This window comes from Massilia sp. KIM (genome assembly GCF_002007115.1).
GTDB lineage: Bacteria > Pseudomonadota > Gammaproteobacteria > Burkholderiales > Burkholderiaceae_D > Telluria.
In genome coordinates, this window is record NZ_MVAD01000001.1 from 2,001,240 (window position 1) to 2,019,939 (window position 18,700).

Genomic DNA, 18,700 nt, shown 5'->3' on the forward strand with positions numbered 1-18,700 from the left:
CCGGAAGAAACCCACCACGGCATGCCGGGTGGGTTTCTTTCATTCCGCCGCTTCGATTCCCAGCAATTCCTCCAGCCGCGTCAGCGAGGCGTCGTCCTTGATGACCGAACGCAGCCAGGCGTGCAGCGGCTGTTCGCCCCAGCGCGCGGCCTTCTCGGCAAGGTAGGCCACCGGGCTGTGCGGCTCGGTGCGGCGGAAAAAGGCGGCCACCTGGCGCAACTGGGCCAGGGCCTGGTCGCGGTGCTGGAGCGGCCCCTCGCCCAGCACGATAGCCGCCGGCGAGTGGCTCAGGGCCGTGCCGGTGACCACGCCCGCCCCCTGGGTCGTCAGGGCCGTCGTCGGGGTGGCGACCGTAGCGGGCGTGGCGAATTCCTTCAGGTCGCGCAGCACCGCGCGCGCCACGCTGAAGCTCGGCCCATCCGCGCCCAGGCGCGCGTCCACCACCCTTTCCAGCTCTTCCAGCGCGGTCAGGCAGGCGTCGGCATCCTCGGCGAGGCCCTGGAAGAAGGCGGTGGAGCTGCGCTTGCGCGCGGCGTCCAGCTCGGCCGCCGCTTCGGCGTCGCGTCCATGCGCGGCCTCCCACTGCATCAGGCTCGCGCCGCTTTCCAGCACCGGCATGCCCTTGGCCAGCGGCGAGATGCGCGCCGCGATCCAGGCCAGGTTGCCGATGCGCCGCTCGAAGCCGTCCTCGTCCGCCAGCGGGTGCAGGCCGTCCCAGTAGCGCTCGCACAGGGCGGCCAGCAATTGCAGGCCCTCGGCCAGGCCGCGCAGGCCGGCCGTCTTGGCGCTGGCCTCGGCCAGCCAGACCGCCAGTTGCAGGTCCTTGCTGCGGGTCTCGATCAGCAGGGCGCAGCGCTTGCCGACGAACTTCCAGTCGGCTTCCTTGAGCGCCGTGACCCAGGCGCCCTGCTCCAGCGAGGGATCGTCGGCCAGGCGGGCGCGCGCGATTTCGTCGACCTCCGGCGAGAAGGCCAGGTCTTCGCCGCAAGGGTGCTCGGGACTGATGGGCGCGAGCAACGCCTCGATGTTCAGCATGACGTTCTCCTCAGGCCGCTTCGACCGTGTACTTGAACTTGCCGGCCTTGGTGGCGCTCAGCTTGACCCGGGCGATCCCGCCGCCTTCGGCCATGCGCGCCAGCACGCTGTCCGCGATCTCGGGCAGCAGGGTCCCGTTCAGGACATTGTCGACGTTGCGCGCGCCCGAATCGACTTCGGTGCAGCGGCTCAGCACCGCGTTCACCAGCGCCTCGTCGTACTCGAAACCGGCGCGGTGGTTGGCCGCCACGCGCTCGCCGATGCGCTCCAGCTTGAGGCGGATGATGTCCGCCAGCACCTCGTCGCGGATCGGGTAGAAAGGCACCACGCTCAGGCGCCCGAGGAAAGCCGGCTTGAAGTGCTTCGTCAGCGCGGGCCGCAGGAGTTCCGACAGCTGCTCCGGCGTCGGCAATTCGCTGGCGGGCTTGTTCAGGCAGGCCTGCATCAGCTGGCCCGAGCCCAGGTTCGAGGTCAGGATGATGATGGTGTTGCGAAAATCGATCTGGCGCCCTTCGGCATCGTCCATCACGCCCTTGTCGAATACCTGGTAGATCAGCATCGGGGCTCCCTAAATTGTTTCTAATCAGAACCAGGAAAGCCCATCTTAGGAGTACTGCCGTGCGTCCTTCAGACGAAAATCAAGCCAGCTCCACGCGCCCCAACCTGATGTCGGCGTCGCACCGCGGCGGCGAGGACAGCATCCTCGCCAAGCTCGAACGCGACCCGGCGCGCCGCCACCGGAACCACTCGCCGCTCCGGGTGCTCTGGTACGGCGCCAGCGCCCTGGTCGCGGTCGGGCTCACCGCGACCCTGGTCTGGCTGGCCTCCGGCACCGGCAAGCAGCAGCCCATCCTGGCCCAGGCCACGGTGCTGGCCGCGCCCGCCGCCGATCCGCCGCCGGTGAGCGGCGCCGCGGCCCTGGTCGACGAGCCGCCGCCGCCTCCGCCGCCGCTGCGCATGCTCGAGAAGGAGAAGCTACCGCCGGCCGTGGCCACGCCGTCCGTAGCGGCCGTGGCGACGTCGGCCGTGCCGGAGCCGGCAATGGCGGCGCCGGCACGGCAGGCGGTTCCTCGCCCCGCCCCCGCCCCCACGCCCCGTTCCGCTTCCGCGCCCGCGCCCGCGCCGAAAGGCGGCGCGCGAAGCGCGGCCAAACCGGCTGCGCTGGCCAAGGCCGAGCGCGCCCCCGCGCCGGCCCAGCGCGAGCGGGCGGCGGCGCGTACCGAGGCGCGTGCCGAGGTCCGTCCCGCAGCCCGTCCTGCGCCCCGTCCCGCCGTCCGCCCTGCCCGCCCGGCGACGCCGGCCAAGCCGGCCGAGCAGCCGGTCGACAGCGACGTCGCCCTGATCTCGGCGGTCATCGTGCACGCCAATGGCCATGCCGAGGCCCGCACCGAGGAGAACCCGCCCTGCGCCGACGACGCCTGCCGGGCCCGCAGCACCCGTCCCTAGCGTGGTAAAAAGCCAGCGCTCGCACCCGTGGCGGGCGAAACTGCTGGGGTTTGCGGGCGCGGGACGTTATACTGTACATAAGTACAGTAAGGCGTTCGGTCATGCTCAGGGTGTTGGAAAACGAGTTTTATTATCTGGATAATTTCCAGCGCGTCCTCGACTGGATCGGCGAGCGCTATGCCGACCTGCTCGACGAGGGCGAGCACGCCTTCCTGTCCGCCTTCCCGCGCCTGCCGCAGAACGCCCGCGCGCTGTTCGTGCGCATGGTCATGCGCAAGGGGAACCTGTTCAGGGCCAGCAAGCTCGCCTACGCCGAAATCGGCTGCCCGGTCGAGGCGGCCCGCCACCTGGCCGGCGCCGGCTGGGTCGAGGCCGATCCCGAACTCACGCTGGACGAATTGTTCGAGCTGCTGCTCAAGCCCGAGATCGCCCAGGTCTTTCAGCTCCACCTGCGCCACAAGAACGCACGCAAGGCCGAGCAGCTCGAAGCCCTGCGCGCGGAGTTCGGCGACAGCCGCCGCTTCTCCCAGTGGCACCGCGAATGCACCGACGTGGCCCTGCGCATCCTGGTCAAGCCGCTGTGCGAGCGCCTGCGCCTGATCTTCTTCGGCAACCTGCATCAGGACTGGACCGAGTTCGTGCTGTCCGACCTGGGCCTGTACCGCTTCGAGCAGGTCGAGTTCTCGCAGGACTCGCGCGGCTTCCGCCAGCGCTGCGACGTCGACCATTATCTCCAACTGCACGCCTGCAAGGAACGCTTCGCCAATGGCGAGCCGCCCGACGAGGTGGTGCGCGACCTGCCACGCCAGGCCTTCGGCAACGACTGGCTGGAGAGCCGGCGCGAAAAGCTGCTGTTCCAGATCGGCCAGCACTACGAGCGACTGAAGGACTGGAGCCAGGCCTACGCCGTCTACCAGGAGTGCCGCTTCCCCGGCGCGCGCGGACGCGCGATCCGGGTGCTGGAAAAGCACGAGCGCTTCGACGAGGCCTATGTCCTCCTTCAGCAGGCCCAGGCCGCACCCGAGAACGAGGCCGAGCGCCAGCACCTGTCGCGCATCGGGCCGCGCCTCGCGCGCAAGCTCGGCCACGCGAGGCTGGCCCCACGCCGCAAGCAGGAGGTGGCGCGCATCGACCTGCGCCTGCCGCTGCCGGCCGGCGACTGGTGGGTCGAGGGCGTGGTGCGCGACCACCTGGCCCACGAGGAAGCGCCGGTGTTCTACGTCGAGAACGCGCTCGCCAATTCGCTGTTCGGCCTGCTGTGCTGGCGCGCCGTGTTCGCGGCCATCCCCGGCGCCTTCTTCCACCCCTTCCACCGCGGCCCGGCGGACCTGCACAGCGCCGACTTCCACCAGCGCCGCGCCGCCGAGTTCGCGGCCTGCCTGGCCGGCCTGGAGGATGGCAGCTATCGCGACACCATCCGCCGCAACTACGCGGACAAGTCCGGCCTGTCCTCGCCCTTCGTCTACTGGGACGCGCTCACGCCCGAGCTGCTCGAGCTGGCCCTGGCCTGCATCCCGGCCGCCCACCTGCGTCGCTGGTGCGAGCGCATCCTGGCCGACGTCAAGGAAAACCGCAGCGGCTTTCCCGACCTGATCCAGTTCTGGCCGCGCGAGGCGCGCTACACCATGATCGAGGTGAAGGGTCCGGGCGACCGCCTGCAGGACAACCAGCTGCGCTGGATCGACTACTGCGCCGCCCACGGGATGCCGGTGGCGGTGTGCTACCTGCAGTGGGAGCAGGCTGCTTGAGCTATACCGTCGCGGTCCGCGCCCTGTGCGAGTTCACCGCCAAGCAGGGCGACCTCGACCTGCGCTTCACGCCCTCGCCCAGCGCCCAGGAAGGCATCGTCGGCCACGCGGTGGTCCAAGGCCGGCGCGGCGGCAACTATCGCGCCGAAGTGGCCCTGTCGGGCCAGTGGCAAGACCTCACCGTGCGCGGACGCGCCGACGGCTACGACCCCGACGAGAACCTGATCGAAGAGATCAAGACCCACCGCGGCAAGGCGGAATCCATTCCCGACAACCACCGCCAACTGCACTGGGCCCAGTTGCGGGTGTATGGCCACCTGATGTGCGTGGAGCTGGGCATGCAACAGGTAAACCTGGCCCTGGTCTACTACGACATCGGCAGCGGCGTCGAAACCGTGCTCCGTGAAACCCGCGACGCCGCCTGGCTCGCCGCCCACTTCGAGGACTTGTGCGCGCGCTTCTCGCACTGGGCCGCGCGCGAGGCGGCGCATCGCGAGAAGCGCGACGCCGCGCTCTCCGATCTGCGCTTCCCGCACCCGGACTTCCGGCCAGGCCAGCGCCAGCTCGCCGAGAACATCTACCGCGCCAACACCAGCAAGCGCTGCCTGCTGGCCCAGGCCCCGACCGGCATCGGCAAGACCGTCGGCAGCCTGTTCCCGGTGCTCAAGGCCATGCCCCAACAGGGCATCGACAAGGCCTTCTTCCTGGCCGCCAAGACGCCGGGCCGCCAGCTCGCCCTGCACGCGGCAGCCAGCCTCGGGGCCGGTCCGGGCGGCCTGCCGCTGCGCGTGCTGGAGCTGAGCGCGCGCGACAAGCTGTGCGAGCATCCGGACAAGGCCTGCCACGGCGAATCCTGCCCGCTGGCCAAGGGCTTCTACGACCGTCTGCCCGCCGCCCGCCTGGCCGCGTCCGAGGTGCCGGTGCTCGACCGAGGAGCCCTGCGCGTAGTAGCGGCGGCGCACGAGGTCTGCCCCTACTACCTGGGCAGCGAAATGGCGCGCTGGGCCGACCTGCTGGTGGGCGACTACAACTATTATTTCGACGGCGGCGCCATGCTCTACGCGCTCAGCCTGAACAACGGCTGGCGCGTGAGCGTGCTGGTGGACGAAGCCCACAACATGGTCTCACGGGCGCGCGCCATGTACTCGGGTGAACTGAGCCGCGATCTGCTGCGCCTGGCCCGCGCCGGCGCCCCGCCCCAGCTCAAGAAGGCGCTGGAAAAGGTCGGCCGCGCCTGGACCGAGGTCGATCGCGGCGCGGCCGCGCCCTACCAGGTGCTGGAAGGCGTGCCGGAAAAACTCGTCAACGCCCTGCAGAACGCGACCTCCGCCGTCAACGACTTCCTGGCCGAGTTCCCCGGTCCGCTCGACCCCGACCTGCAGCGCTTTCACTTCGACGCCCTGCACTTCATCCGGCTCGCGGAATCCTTCGGCGAGCACTCGCTGTGCGACCTGGCGCGCGAGGGCGTGCGCGATTCGACCATCAGCATCCGCAACGTGGTGCCCGCGCCCTTCCTCGGCCCGCGCTTCGCGCTGGCGCATTCGAGCACGCTGTTCTCGGCCACGCTCAGTCCCTGGCACTACTTCGGCGACCTGCTCGGGCTGCCGCTTGACACCGCGTGGATCGACGTCGAATCGCCTTTCCGCGCCCACCAGTTGCAGGTGCACGTGGCGGCGGACATTTCGACCCGCTACCAGCACCGGGCGGCATCAACGCGGCCGATCGCGGACCTGATCGCGCGCCAGTACGATCAGCAGCCGGGCAACTACCTGGCCTTCTTCAGCAGCTTCGACTACCTCGAGCAGGTGGCGGCGGAGCTCGCACGGCGCCATCCCGAGGTGCCGGCCTGGCGCCAGGAGCGGCGCATGAGCGAGGCCGAGCGCTCGGCCTTCCTGGATCGTTTCGCGCCGGGCGGGCGCGGCGTCGGTTTCGCCGTGCTGGGCGGGGCCTTCGGCGAAGGCGTCGACCTGCCGGGCGAGCGCCTGATCGGGGCCTTCGTGGCGACCCTGGGGCTGCCACAGGTGAATCCGGTCAACGAGCAGCTCAGGGAAAGAATGCAGAAACTGTTCGGCGCCGGCTACGACTACACCTATCTCTACCCCGGCATCCAGAAGGTGGTGCAGGCGGCGGGGCGCGTGATCCGCACCGAGAGCGACCGGGGCGTGGTCTGGCTGATCGACGACCGCTTCGCCCAGGCCAGCATCCGTTCGCTGATGCCGGCCTGGTGGGAGCTCGATGGCGCCGCGCCGAGCTAGCCGAGCAGCTCGCGGATCTTCTGGTAGCCGCTGCGGCTGATCGGCAGGCGCGCCTCGTTCTTCAGCACCGCGCAGTGGTTGTCCTTGCTGACCGCCTCGATCCGCGCCACCGCGCCTACGTTGACGATGTAGGAGCGGTGGATACGCACGAACACCGCCCCATCCAGCTGGCTTTCCAGTTCCGACAGGCGCTGGTTCTTCAGGTAGCTCTTGCCCGCCGCCGCGATCTGCACGTAATCGTCCTGGGCCTCGATGTAGTCGATGCTGGCCGCCGCCACCACGTGCACCCGCGCCCCGTCACGGATCAGGATCCGCTCCAGCGGCGCATGGCGCTGGGCCGCCTCGGCCACCACCGCGGCCATGCGTTCCGGCTGTGGCGCCCGCGCGCGCGCATGGGCCAGGGCCTGGGCCAGGCGCTCGCGCGAAAAGGGCTTGAGCAGGTAGTCGAGCGCATGCACCTCGAAGGCCCGCAGGGCGAACTGGTCGTAGGCGGTGGCGAAGATGTAATGCGGCTTGCTGCCGGCCAGCTCGACCACCTCGAAGCCGTCCAGCTTGGGCATCTGGATGTCGAGGAAAACCAGCTCCGGATCCAGCTCGGCGATCGCCTTGACCGCCTCGAAGCCGTTGGCGCACTCGCCCACGATCTCGACGTCCGGCCAGGCTTGCAGGTACTCGCGCAACAGCGCGCGCGCCAGATGTTCATCGTCCACGATCAGCACTCGCATCATGCGTCTCCCGTTTCCGCGGGCAGCACCAGGTCCACCCGGAAGTGATTGTCGTCGCGCGCCCAGTGCACGCTGCCTTCCCGTCCATAGGCCGCCGCCAGGCGCTGGCGCACGTTGAGCAGCCCGATCCCGTTGCCGGCGCGCGGCCAGGCGCCATCCTCCCCGTCCACCTCGTTCTCGACCCGGATGCGCAGCAGCGAGCCGCTGCGCCGCGCGCTGACCCGCACCACCCCGCCCTCCAGGCGCTGTCCGATGCCGTGCTTGACCGCATTCTCCACCAGCGGCTGCAGGATCATCGGCGGCAGCAGGCAGGACGCCGCCTCCGGCGCGACTTCGCTCGCGAAGCCGAGGCGCGGGCCGAAGCGCACCTGCTCGATCGCCACGAACTCCGCCACCAGGGCCAGTTCCTCGGCCAGGCTCACCTTGCGGTGCGCTTCCAGCCCCAGGGTGCGGCGGAAGAACCCGGCCAGCCTCAGGGTCATGTCGCGCGCCTTGCCCGGGTCGATCGCGGTCAGCGCGCTGATCGAGTTCAGGCTGTTGAACAGGAAGTGCGGATCGATCTGGGTGCGCAGCATGCGCAGTTCCGCATCCTGGGCCAGCAGGCGCAGCTCGAGTTCGCGGGTCTCCAGCCTGCGGGCGCGCTCGAACTCCATCGCCAGGTAGTGGGCCGCCGCCGTCATCCCGTACAACAGCATCCCCACCCCGAACATCACCGCCACCAGGGGCCGCGACACCGGCACCCCCGGCCACTGGGGCGCCGCCCAGGCCCACAGCCCGGCCCAGGCGGCCCCCGCCGCGCACCACAACAGCGCTGCGGTGGCGGCGCTGAAGAAAAATACCGCCAGCACGACGCCGAGGGGGCGGGCCGCCAGCGGATAGGCGCGCGACAGGTAATAGCTTGAAAAGCCGCAGGCGGCGGCATAGACCAGGGCCAGCGGCACCGCGAACAGCAGGCTGGCGGACGCGCCGGCGCCGGTGCTGGCGTCGATCAGTCCGGCCAGCAGCAGGCCCAGCATCAGCCAGGCCAGCAGGTAGAGCGCGGCGCTGCGCCGCGCCCAGAAGCCTGCTCCCATCAGTTGCGCACTTCCACGCCGCCCATGATGGCGTAGCCGCGGATCACCAGGCGCTTGGCGCCCTCGGGCGGCGTCATGGTCTTGTCCTCGAAGCCGCCCATCAGGGGCGTGCCTTCCATGACGATGCTCCAGTCGGGCGGGCACTTGAGGGTCACGCCGCCCCAGAAGGCGAACACGTTCAGCACCGCTTCCTTGTCGATCGAGGCGTTGCGCAGGTCGAGCGAGCAGCCGCCCATGACCGCCGTGATCTCGCCGCCCCGGAAGTGCTGCGTCGTCACGCGGCGCTGGACGGCGGCGATGATGGCGGTGACGTCGACCACGTCGTGGTCGTAGACGCCCTCCTTCAGTCCGCCGCCTTCGACCAGGCGGCGCCCACGGATGGCCTTGGCCAGCACCACCGCGCCGAAGCCGATCAGCAGCAGCGGCCAGACCACCGCCCAGTTGAAGTGGATGAGGTCCATGCGGTCGAGCGCCAGCAACCCGCCCCAGGCCGCCAGGGCCACGCCCACCAGGCGGCCGCCGCTGGATTTGCTGTCGATGATCTTGACGGTGCCGATCGCCATGAAGAACAGCGGCCAGAACGAGAAGGCGCGGTGGGTGTCGATGATGTCGAGGGTGTCGAGCAGGAACACCAGGCCGATCGTAATCACCATCACGCCCAGGATCACCTGGCTGGTCACGGCATAGCGCGGCTGGATCTCATTTTTCATGACGGTTCTCCGGATTGTGATTGGCGAGGCGGCGGGCGATGAAGGGGTCTAGCACCATCTTGATACCGGCGACCAGGATGAACAGCGGCCAGCTGTTGCGGAAGGTCAGGCCGAACAGGTTCTCGAACACGGCGAACAGCCAGAGGCCGATGAAGACCAGCCACAGCCCATTGCCGAACTCGCGCGGGGTCGGATAGCCGATTGTCTGGTTGATGCCGATCAGGACCAGCAGCAGCGGCCAGTAGTGCCACAGCGTTTCTGCTTCCATGTAGCCCAGGCGGTCGGCGAGGAACACCGCACCCACCAGAATCATGATCAGGCCCCAGACGACCTGCTTGCGCCAGCGATAGGACTCTTCGGAATTCATGGACTGCTCCCTGTGTGTTATCGAACTGGAAGCACGATACCGGAAGCCGAGGCGGGGGCGGAAGTCCTTTTCGGCGAATGGCGGTCGGGAGGCGGCGAATGGCGAAGCATTCGGCGGGTGGAGAGGATGGAACGGGCGTGTCAGCCGGGTCGGGGGCGGATCGGTGGAACACCATGCAGGCCGCATGCGTGAAAGGTAACAGACGTAACGAGGTGTAATCCGGGCGCGATTTAAGGCGCAAGCGGGTGCTTAAACGAGCGCGTAGACTTGCCCGTGAGTGGGCGCGTGAACAAGCGTCTCAGTGAACGCATGAGCGAACGCGTATTGGACGCGAAAGTGAATGCGAAAGCGAAAGCGAAAGCGAAAGCCTAAGCGAATGCGAATGCTTAAGCGAATGCGTAAGCGAACGCGGAAGCAAGCGCGTAAACGTCGTTCCGGCGAAGGCCGGAACCCAAGTTTGCGTGCGTGGCTGCTCAACGAAACTTGGGTTCCGGCCTTCGCCGGAACGACGTGCTGGTGCTAACTATATATGGTTCCGAAGGTCCCACGGATCCCCGGGGGATCGAGCGGATATCCAGTGGTTTCCTAGATGGTTTCCCGCCCCGAATCAAGAAGGAGAAACGATCCCCACCTCTTCCTCGCGCCGTGCCAGGCCCTTCTGCTGGTGCCGGTACTTGGCCCGGGCCTCGGCCTGGCGCAGGGCTTCGCGCGCCACGTTGGCGCGCTTGATCTCGAGCCTTTCTTTCTTCCCGCGATGCTGGGCGACGTGCTTGCTGCCGATCTTGCTGGTCATGTTCCCTCCTTGGTCAACTGGTCGCGATGGCGGACCCGCCGGGGCGAGGCCGCCGCCGCCGTGTCAGGAGCGGTTGCTGGCCATCTTCATGTCGGAAGGCATCAGCATCCCCCAACCCAGCTGGCGCCGGATTTCTTCCGGGGTAGGAGGCGGTTTCGGGTCCTTGGAGCGGCGCTCGAGGTATTCGCGAACCAGATGCTTGGGGGGGTGCTTGACGTCGGACATGGCTGCCTCCGCTTCGTTGGGGCCGGCGCTTGCCACAGGGCCGCGCCGGCCTGAATTCTGGTGCCGGTCCTCGAGGCGACCGGCTAACCTGTTGAGGTATCGGGCTCGCGGAACTGAATCGCGCCTCCCTCACTCACACGGCTTCATGATATCGGCGTGACCTGGGCCTTACCGTTAGGTGGCGCACAAATGCTTGTCGGACGAGATGCCGTTCATTTGAAGGGCAATAACGCATGAGCAAGAGAGCAACATAAAAAAAGGGGAGCCGAAGCTCCCCTTTCACACTAAGTGGATTGCACTCAGAACTTGTAGCGCAGGTTGACGAAGTATTGACGGCCGCTGACGTCCAGCTTCTGCTGCTCTTCTTCGCTATAGCGATACTGGGCGCGCTTGGCGTTGGTCAGGTTGGTCGCGCTGAAGGCCAGCTCGATGTTCTTGGTGAAGTAGTAGTTCAGCGAGAACGCGAGCGTGGTGACGTCGTCGGCGTAGGTCGGCGCAGTCGGCATCAGGATGCCGTTGATGGTCGACAGGCCCTGGCTGTTGGCGGTCGGCGCCGGCGCGGTGGTGCTGTTCACGTACTCGCCGCGGTAGTTGGCCACCAGGCGGGTCGAGATCTTGTCGGTCTCGTAGTACAGGCCCAGGTTGCCGGTCCACTCCGACGCGCCCACCAGCGGACGGCCGTCGTCGACCTTGGTCTTGGCGCGGCTGACGTTGGAAGTGAAGCCGAAGCCGGTGTTGCCGAAGGGCTGCTCGTACTGCACGTCGATGCCGTTGATCTTGGCGCCCTGCTGGCCGGCGGTGTTGACCACGAAGGCCTTCACCGTGTTGTCGCGCGGGTCGGTCAGGTCGATGGTCGAGGTGCCCACGCCGGTCTTCGGGTAGCCCTTGATCTTCGAGTGGTACAGGCTCACGGCGATGATCGAGCGCGGCGCGAAGTACCAGGCCCAGGACAGGTCCACGTTGTCGGCGGTCTGGGGCTTCAGGTCCGGGTTGGGGCCGGTCACGCGGCAGCCTTGCGCATCGCAGGTCGGGCTGCCGAAGCCCGCGCCCAGGATGTTGTAGTTCTGGCGGCCGATGGTGCGGCCGGCGCCGAAGCGCGCGATCATGTCCTTGCTGATCTCGTAGCGCAGGTTCATGCTGGGCAGCCAGTTGTCGAAGTCGCGCTTGGTGGCCGTCTTGTAGTACATGGTGCCGCTGAACGGGTTGAAGGGCTGGCCGTCGAAGTAGCCGACAGCGTCGCCCGCGTCCACGATCGCGCCCGGGAAGGTGGCGCAGGGAACGACCGGCTGGTTCGGCTCGATGCGCGCGCAGGCATTGCGCGGGTTGATCGGGGTCGGGATGTTGGACTTGACGGTGGTGCGAACGAAGCGCAGGCCGACGTTGCCCGACCAGCGATCCCACTCGAGGTTGGCCATCAGGTAGCCGGCGGTCTGGCGCTCACGCACGTCGAGCTCGGTGCCCACGCGGCGTTCCCAGGCGGCGCTGGTTTCCTTGGTGTTCTCGGCGGTGTACTGCTTGGTGAAGTCGCGGGTATAGGTGAAGCCGGTGTTGTCCCAGAAGCTGCCGCCCAGGTCCCCGCCGAAGTCGCCCGGATACGGCTGCCAGCCGGTGGTCGGGGTAATGGCGGCGGCGTTCAGGGCGCCGGTGGTGCCGTCGATCAGGGCGGCGCGGAAGGCCGGGCCGCGGCGCGCGGTGGTGCGCTCGTGGTCGGCCACGCGCACGCCGGCTTCCAGCGACTGCACGAAGCCGCGATTGAGCTTGTACTCGGCATCGAACTGGGCGTTCCACTCCTTGTCGATGGTCTTCACGCCCGAGGCCGCGCGGTCGACGATGCGGTAGCCGCTGCCGTCCGGGTTCAGGCCCGGCTGGTTGCTGCCGGCGCCGTGGTATTTGACGTAGGGCGCGTCGTGCAGGCCGCCCAGGGCGTAGGAGATGCCGGTGCCGTAGCGCGCCAGGGTCAGGCCCTGGTCGAGTTCGGTGCGGCCGGTGGCGCGGGTTGCCGACAGCAGGGTCTTGACGGTCAGGTCGTCATTGACGCGATACTTGGCGTCCAGGTCCAGGAAGGAGCTGGTGGCCTTGGCGCCGTCGCGGAAGAAGCCTTCCGAGTTGCCGACGTACTGGGGCGTGGTGCCGTCCGGGAAGACGATGTCGGCGGCCTTCAGCACCTTCAGCGGGTGGCCGTAGACGGTGGTCTCGTTGACGATCACCGGGTTGCGGATCTGCGCGTACACGCGCTGGCCGTTGGAGTTGGTGTTGATCGCGGTCGCGGCGGTGCTGCCCAGCGGATGGTTTTTACCCAGCAGCATGGAGTAGATCGCGCTCGAGGTCAGGCGGCCGTGGTTGTCGGCGTCCAGCACCGAGTGGAAGCCGGTGACCACCACGTCCAGGTCGCGGTTGGGCTTGAACTGCAGCGACAGCATGCCGCCCTTGCGGTCGCGGACCGATTCCACGAATTCCGAGCTCATCGAACCCGGCAGGCGCACGCCGTTCAGGTCCGAGGCCTTGTAGCCGGTTCCGGCCAGCGAGGCGTCGGTGATGCCGAGCATGGTGGCGGTGTTGATCACGTCCCAGCCGCTGTTGGTGCCGTAGGCGAAGCGCGAGACCGAGTCGCGGCGCACGTAGCGCTTCTCGGCGAACAGCGCGCCCAGCACGCCGAAGGTGCCGGCTTCGTTCTTCCAGGTGACCGAGCCGTTCAGGTCGGGCGCGTAGCGGCCCGGCAGTTCGGCATAGCTGGCGCCGGCGCTGATGTAGCCCGAGACGCGCTCCTTCTGCGACAGCGGACGGCGGGTGCTGACGTTGATGGTGCCGGCCAGGCCGCCGTCGACGATGTTGGCCTGGGTGGTCTTGTACACCACCGCTTGCTGCAGCACGTGCGAGGGCATCAGCGACAGGCTGGTCGAACGCGAGGCGGAAGCCTGGTCGGCCACGTACCAGTCGGCGCTGGCCACGGCGTGGCCGTTGAAGATGATGAGGGTCTGGTCGGGGTTGGTGCCGCGCAGCGAGACCTTCTCGGCCTCGTCGTAGTCGGTGCGCACCGCCACGCCGGACAGGCGCTGCAGCGAGTCGGCCAGGTTCTTGTCCGGCATCTTGCCCACGTCTTCGGCAGTGATCACCTCGACGTTGGCGGCGGCGTCCTTCTTCACGGCCAGCGACTTGGCCAGCGAAGCGCGGATACCCGTCACTTCCACGGTCTGCATCGGCGTACCGGCCGGAGCCTCCTGGGCCATGGCCGGCAGCGTCGCGAGGCTCCACACAGCCATCGACACCGCCACCGCGAGCGGCTTCTGTTTGAACATCATCTCTCTCCTGGGAAGGGAACTATGGATCTTGCATAAGGCGGACGAAGCGCCGCCATGCTCGGAGTATTCATGATTCCCCGTCTGCATGAATAATCACTTGTTTTAACGCCTATATAACTTGAAGGAATGTTCATATTCTGAACAACCGTGGAAGTTATGGCCGCATGATGAAATTTCATTACCCCTGCCTCGCGCGCACGCGTTAGCGTGGCGTTTCCGATCCACTCTACTTCTCACCGCCATGCGTCTTGCCAGCCTCCTGTTCGCCAGCGCCGTCCTCGCCGGATGCGCGGGCGCGCCCGCCCAGCGCGCCCCTGCGCCCGCCCCCATCCCCCTCGCCGAGGTGCTGAACAAGCAGATCTACCAGATGAAGCCGGAGGAAGCGGGCCGCTACATCGCCCACGTCCACGCGAGCGAGCCGGACCTGCGCAAGCGCATCGCGGCGATCGGCCGCAAGAACATCGGCCAGCCCTATTCGCTGCACCTGCTGGGCGAATTCCCCTACGAGATCCACGACGAGCTGCCCTTGTTCAGCCTGAGCCACAGCGACTGCGTGGTGTTCGCCGAGCACACCTATGCGATGGCGCTCTCGCAGTCCTGGGAAGAATTCTTCTGGATGCTGCAGCGGATCCGCTACCGCGACGGCGTGATCGGGGTGGCCACCCGCAACCACTACACCGAGATGGACTGGAACGTGGCCAACCGCTGGCTGCTCACCGACGTCAGCGCCGAACTGGCGGGCCCCGACGGCCCCTCCTACGCGATGACGGTCGACCGCGCGCGCTTCCTGCGCACCCGCCACAACACGGTGCGCGAGATCCCGGTCGAGACCAGCCGCCAGGCCTACGTCGCCAAGGACCAGGTGGCGGCCATCGCCGGCCAGCTGCAGGAAGGCGATTTCGTGAACGTGATCTCGACCCGCGACGGCGAATACTGGGCCTCGCACGTGGGCCTGGTGGTGCTGGGCCCGAACGGCGAGCGCCACTTCCTCCACTCGGCCGAGCCGAAAGTGCGCGAGGAGACCTTCGCGTCCTACATCGCACGCGCCGCCGAACGCGAGGCGCGCAACGCGAAGGAAGGCAAGAAGGGCCTGGTGCTGGCCGGCTTCAAGTTCCTGCGCCTGAACGAGCGCATCGAGGTGCCGCCGATGGCGCCGCAACCGCGTCCCGGCCGTCCCGCCGGGGCCTGATCCCTCTTCCGCCGCCGGCATCCAGGCCGGCGGCGCCCCTCCCTCCCCCTGCCGGCGCGCGCCGGCCCGTCCCGTCCCGGCTTCCCCTTTTCTTCCATTAATCGTTTCAGCTGTTCATTCAATTCTCGGGATTAACAAATGCTCCCGGCAATAATACGAACGGCATTTTCCAATATTAAATTTCCAGTTTGAAGCTTTAGCGATCTTTAATTAATTCCCTTGATGCTGTTGAGTGATCTCAAACCGATAATTCAGGCACAGCCAGATAATGAATTAATAAATGATCGGTTAGTCTAATCAAGGCATCATTTTCGGCAAGAATGGCCTTGAGATAAAGAGTCTTTGCGTCCGTTTTTTAATGGGCGCGGCGCTCGCTCACTGAAAAGCCACGTCATGAACATTGAAAGCCGCAGTGTCTTCGGCGTGCTGTGCGCACGCATGGTGCAGATGTCTCGCACGACAAAGGTAACGCTGATGGTGGTGGCCGACTTCGTGGCCCTTCCCCTCTGTTTTCTGATCGCGATGGTATTGCGCGGGGGTGACCTGCGCCTTGCCATGAGTTTCAGCCCCGGCTCTTATTTACTCGTCGCATTATTAACCATCGCCGCCTTTTACCTGGCCGATTTATACCGCGCCGTCATCCGCTTTATCGATCACCGATTATTGAGCATGGCCGGCCTATCGCTGGCAATTGCCATTTCCTGCGCTTATCTTTCGCTGCTGGCATTTAATGAGGTGAGTTTCCCGCGCAGCGCCCTGGCGATTTACTGGTTCATCGCTTTTTCCTATGTCGTGGTGTCGCGCATTGGCCTGCGCAATCTGTTACGGGTGCAGCGCGGCTCCCGCGCCGGCAACGCGGTGCCGGTCGCCATCTATGGCGCGGGCGAAGCAGGCGCGCGCCTGGCCCAGGCCCTGCGCGACAGCGACGACTACCGCGCCCTGTGCTTTTTCGACGACAAGCGCTCCCTGCACGAGCGCACCGTGGCCGGTCTGCGGGTCTACCCCACCGCCCGCCTGGCCGAGATGGCCGCCGAACTCGGGATCCGGACCACCGTCATCGCCCTTCCCACGGCGGCCCCCGAGCGGGTACGCGAGATCATGCAACGCCTCGGCCAGGCCGGGGTGCCGGCCAAGATCCTCAACCGCCTGGTCGACCTCGAGGGCGACAAGCCGGCCCCGCGCGACGCCATCCGCGAGCTCAAGTTCGAAGACCTGCTCGGGCGCCCGCCGGTGCCGCCCCGGCTCGACCTGTTCGCCCGCTGCGTGCGCGGTAAGAGCGTGCTGGTCACCGGGGCCGGCGGCTCCATCGGCAGCGAACTGTGCCGCCAGATCGTCACCCTCACCCCGGCCGCCCTGCACCTGCTCGACCATTCCGAATTCGCGCTCTACACCATCCGCCAGGAGCTGGGGGCGCGCTTTCCCGAGCTGCCCATCCACGCCCACCTGGGTTCGGTGTGCAACGCCGACCTGGTCGACCGCGTCCTGCGCGAGGGCCGCGTCGACACCATCTACCACGCGGCCGCCTACAAGCACGTGCCGCTGGTGGAGGCCAACATCGTCGAAGGCCTGCGCAACAACGTGCTGGGGGCCAGGGTCGTGGCCGACTGCGCGGCCCGCCACGCGGTGCGCACCTGCGTGCTGATCTCCAGCGACAAGGCGGTGCGTCCGACCAACATCATGGGCGCGAGCAAGCGCATCGCCGAACTGATCTTCCAGGCGGCCGCCGCGCAAAACGGGGGCGCCACCACCTTCTGCATGGTCCGCTTCGGCAATGTGCTGGGCTCCTCCGGCTCGGTGATCCCCCTGTTCCAGCGCCAGATTGCGCGCGGCGGTCCGCTCACCATCACCCACCCCGAGGTCTCGCGCTACTTCATGCTGATTGCCGAGGCGGCCCAGCTGGTGATCCAGGCCGGCGCCATGGCCAAGGGCGGCGACGTGTTCGTGCTCGACATGGGCGAGCCGGTGCGCATCGTCGACCTGGCCCGCACCATGATCGCCATGCACGGCCTGACCGAGCGCAGCCCGCAGAACCCGCGCGGCGACATCGACATCCAGTTCGTCGGCCTGTTCCCGGGCGAGAAGCTGCACGAGGAGCTGCTCACAGAGGGCGTGGTCTTCCCCAGCGAGCACCCGCGCATCATGCGCATGAAGGAAAGCGCCCTGCGCCCCAGCGTGCTCGACACCTGCATCACCTGCCTGATGATGGCCTGCGACACCCACGAGCGCGGCACCATCGAATCGATGGTCAAGGCAGTGGTCGCCGAGTACGTGCCCCAGGCCCCGCAAGCCGCGCCGGCGGCCGAGGAAGCGGCCGCACCGCGCACCAGCCTGGCGCGCAGGTTCGTGCCCTTCCGCATCTGATTTCCCTCATCCATCCCACCCACGAGGACATACATGCGTGACGAGAACCAATCTGAGCACCTGGAACAGCTGCTGGCGCGGCTGCACGACCGCAGCGCCGTGATCGGCATCGTCGGACTCGGCTAGAGGGTATTGAAATAGCCCTTGAGGTCGACGCTCGGTTCTTCGGGCAGCGGTTCGGGCGGGCGCGGATCGAAGGGCACCGACAGCACGGGCGGGCTGTGGTGGACGTGGCTCAGCGGGTGCGGTTCGTGCGGGCTGCTCATGGTGTCCTCCGTCAGGGCCGGGTGGTCACGCCCACCGCCGAGGTCAGCGCGCCCGGGAAGAGCAGGCTCAGGTGGCGGTTCCAGTTCGCCAGCGGCGAGGCGGCCACGTACACGACGTCCTTCGGTTTCAGCTCGAAGGATTCGGCCATGGCCAGCGCCCCGCTGAGGCGGGCGTCGAGGCGGAACACGCGGGTGCGCTCGGGCGTCTTGCGCACCACGTAAACCTGGCGCGCGTCGCCGCTGGTCGGGCTGATGCCGCCGGTTTCGCCGAGCGCCTCGTTGAGGGTCAGGCGGCCGTTGTGCATGGTGAGGGCCTTCGGAGTGATCACCTCGCCCGAAACGAAGACCTTGCTCTCGTCGCGCGAATGCACCCGCACCACGTCGCCGTGGGCCAGCAGGATGGCGCCCGGGTTCACGCCCTTTTGCACCAGCTCGCGCAGGTTGACGGTCCAGCGCTGCTCGCCGCGCTCGAGCAGGATGCGGCTCTGGTCGGCGTTCGGTCCCATGCCGCCGGCGCGGTTGATGGCCTCCACCAGGGTCATGGGGATGTCGTCGATCGCCTGCAGGCCCGGGGTGCGCACCTCGCCGTCGACGTAGACGCGCTTGCTGCGGTAGGACTGGACACGCAGCGTGATGTTGGGATGGGCGATGTAGCGCGCCAGCTTCTTGGCGAGCAGTGCGCGCGCGCCCTCCTCGGTCTGGCCCTCGACCGTCAGCATGCCGATCAGGGGGAACTGGATGCGCCCGAGGTGATCGACCGCGAAGCCGGGCGGCACCGCATTGGGCGGCGCGGTGTTGCTGTCGGCGGCGGCCGTGGCCGATGTCATGCCGCCGGCGGCCAGCTCGGGGTGGTCCCAGACCACGATGGAGAGAATGTCGCCGCGGCCGATGGTGTAAGGCGGCGGGTCGGGCACGAACAGCGGCGTCAGATCCTGGCGCGCGGCGCTCGCGACCAGCGCCTGGCGCTCGGCCTCGATCAGCTTTTCGGTGATGAGCTCGGTAGGCGGGGCGGTATTGTCGTTCCCGCTCGTGCGCGAAGCGAAGCCGACGCCGGTGGCGCAACCGGTCAGCAAGGCCGACACCAGCACGAGCAAGATCAGGAGCAACAGCACAGGCAACATCGCAGGCAACATCGCAGGCGGGAGCGCTGCCGGCAGCCGCGCAAGGGGCAGCGGTCGCAGCCGGCCGAGCGGCAGCGCCTGTATGGC

General features: G+C 67.6%; 15 protein-coding genes and 1 pseudogene. 5 read left to right on the top strand and 11 right to left on the bottom strand.

Translation table 11 applies throughout. The features are described 5' to 3' along the window. Positions 1 to 39: 39 nt before the first annotated feature. Positions 40 to 1,035 carry a type VI secretion system protein TssA gene (gene tssA / locus B0920_RS08610; RefSeq protein ID WP_078032104.1) on the bottom strand — a complete coding sequence of 332 codons (996 nt, stop codon included), beginning with the start codon at positions 1,033 to 1,035 and terminating at the stop codon, positions 40 to 42. Between the two features lie 10 nt (positions 1,036 to 1,045). Next, positions 1,046 to 1,591 (bottom strand): annotated as a pseudogene (locus B0920_RS08615) (AAA family ATPase); the annotation flags it as partial. 62 nt (positions 1,592 to 1,653) lie between these two features. Here B0920_RS08615 and B0920_RS25525 point away from each other — a divergent pair. The 3 genes from B0920_RS25525 (at position 1,654) to B0920_RS08635 (ending at position 6,484) form a co-directional block, all read left to right on the top strand. Beyond that, positions 1,654 to 2,481, top strand: a complete 828-nt coding sequence (locus tag B0920_RS25525) for a hypothetical protein (RefSeq protein WP_143745680.1) — start codon at positions 1,654 to 1,656, stop codon at positions 2,479 to 2,481. Positions 2,482 to 2,582: 101 nt separating this feature from the next. Then, positions 2,583 to 4,229 (top strand): VRR-NUC domain-containing protein, encoded by a 1,647-nt coding sequence (locus tag B0920_RS08630; protein ID WP_078032107.1) that lies wholly within the window; start codon positions 2,583 to 2,585, stop codon positions 4,227 to 4,229. Continuing rightward, positions 4,226 to 6,484: an ATP-dependent DNA helicase gene (locus B0920_RS08635; RefSeq protein ID WP_078032108.1), complete on the top strand. Its 2,259-nt coding sequence runs from the start codon at positions 4,226 to 4,228 to the stop codon at positions 6,482 to 6,484. The genes B0920_RS08630 and B0920_RS08635 overlap by 4 nt, the downstream gene beginning before the upstream one ends. Here the strand turns inward: B0920_RS08635 and B0920_RS08640 are convergent. From B0920_RS08640 to B0920_RS08665, 7 genes are all read right to left on the bottom strand, one after another. After that, complete coding sequence (locus tag B0920_RS08640) at positions 6,481 to 7,209, bottom strand: LytTR family DNA-binding domain-containing protein (protein WP_078033348.1); 729 nt, start codon at positions 7,207 to 7,209, stop codon at positions 6,481 to 6,483. The genes B0920_RS08635 and B0920_RS08640 overlap by 4 nt on opposite strands. Then, positions 7,209 to 8,282, bottom strand: coding sequence for a sensor histidine kinase (locus B0920_RS08645; RefSeq protein ID WP_078032109.1), 1,074 nt, complete (start codon positions 8,280 to 8,282; stop codon positions 7,209 to 7,211). Before B0920_RS08645 ends, B0920_RS08640 begins: the two co-directional genes overlap by 1 nt. After that, positions 8,282 to 8,992: a LiaI-LiaF-like domain-containing protein gene (locus B0920_RS08650; protein WP_078032110.1), complete on the bottom strand. Its 711-nt coding sequence runs from the start codon at positions 8,990 to 8,992 to the stop codon at positions 8,282 to 8,284. The genes B0920_RS08645 and B0920_RS08650 overlap by 1 nt, the downstream gene beginning before the upstream one ends. Then, positions 8,982 to 9,359 (bottom strand): LiaI-LiaF-like domain-containing protein, encoded by a 378-nt coding sequence (locus B0920_RS08655; RefSeq protein WP_078032111.1) that lies wholly within the window; start codon positions 9,357 to 9,359, stop codon positions 8,982 to 8,984. The genes B0920_RS08650 and B0920_RS08655 overlap by 11 nt, the downstream gene beginning before the upstream one ends. Before the next feature lie 607 nt (positions 9,360 to 9,966). Beyond that, positions 9,967 to 10,152: a hypothetical protein gene (locus B0920_RS08660; RefSeq protein WP_078032112.1), complete on the bottom strand. Its 186-nt coding sequence runs from the start codon at positions 10,150 to 10,152 to the stop codon at positions 9,967 to 9,969. Between the two features lie 63 nt (positions 10,153 to 10,215). Next, complete coding sequence (locus tag B0920_RS25925) at positions 10,216 to 10,377, bottom strand: hypothetical protein (RefSeq protein WP_179119122.1); 162 nt, start codon at positions 10,375 to 10,377, stop codon at positions 10,216 to 10,218. 299 nt (positions 10,378 to 10,676) lie between these two features. Further along, positions 10,677 to 13,676 carry a TonB-dependent receptor gene (locus B0920_RS08665; protein ID WP_229455289.1) on the bottom strand — a complete coding sequence of 1,000 codons (3,000 nt, stop codon included), beginning with the start codon at positions 13,674 to 13,676 and terminating at the stop codon, positions 10,677 to 10,679. Positions 13,677 to 13,917: 241 nt separating this feature from the next. Here B0920_RS08665 and B0920_RS08670 point away from each other — a divergent pair, with 241 nt between their 5' ends. Both B0920_RS08670 and B0920_RS08675 read left to right on the top strand, forming a co-directional pair. Beyond that, positions 13,918 to 14,865, top strand: a complete 948-nt coding sequence (locus tag B0920_RS08670) for an N-acetylmuramoyl-L-alanine amidase-like domain-containing protein (protein ID WP_078032113.1) — start codon at positions 13,918 to 13,920, stop codon at positions 14,863 to 14,865. 522 nt (positions 14,866 to 15,387) lie between these two features. Beyond that, the gene (locus B0920_RS08675) at positions 15,388 to 17,226 is read left to right on the top strand and encodes a nucleoside-diphosphate sugar epimerase/dehydratase (protein WP_267873374.1); all 1,839 of its coding nucleotides are present in this window, start codon (positions 15,388 to 15,390) and stop codon (positions 17,224 to 17,226) included. A gap of 122 nt (positions 17,227 to 17,348) precedes the next feature. Here B0920_RS08675 and B0920_RS25930 read toward each other — a convergent pair whose 3' ends face one another. Together B0920_RS25930 and B0920_RS08680 are read right to left on the bottom strand one after the other, a co-directional pair. Further along, on the bottom strand, positions 17,349 to 17,492 hold the full coding sequence (locus B0920_RS25930; protein WP_179119123.1) for a hypothetical protein: 144 nt from the start codon (positions 17,490 to 17,492) through the stop codon (positions 17,349 to 17,351). Between the two features lie 11 nt (positions 17,493 to 17,503). Then, positions 17,504 to 18,598, bottom strand: coding sequence for a polysaccharide biosynthesis/export family protein (locus B0920_RS08680; RefSeq protein WP_229455302.1), 1,095 nt, complete (start codon positions 18,596 to 18,598; stop codon positions 17,504 to 17,506). Positions 18,599 to 18,700: the final 102 nt, after the last annotated feature.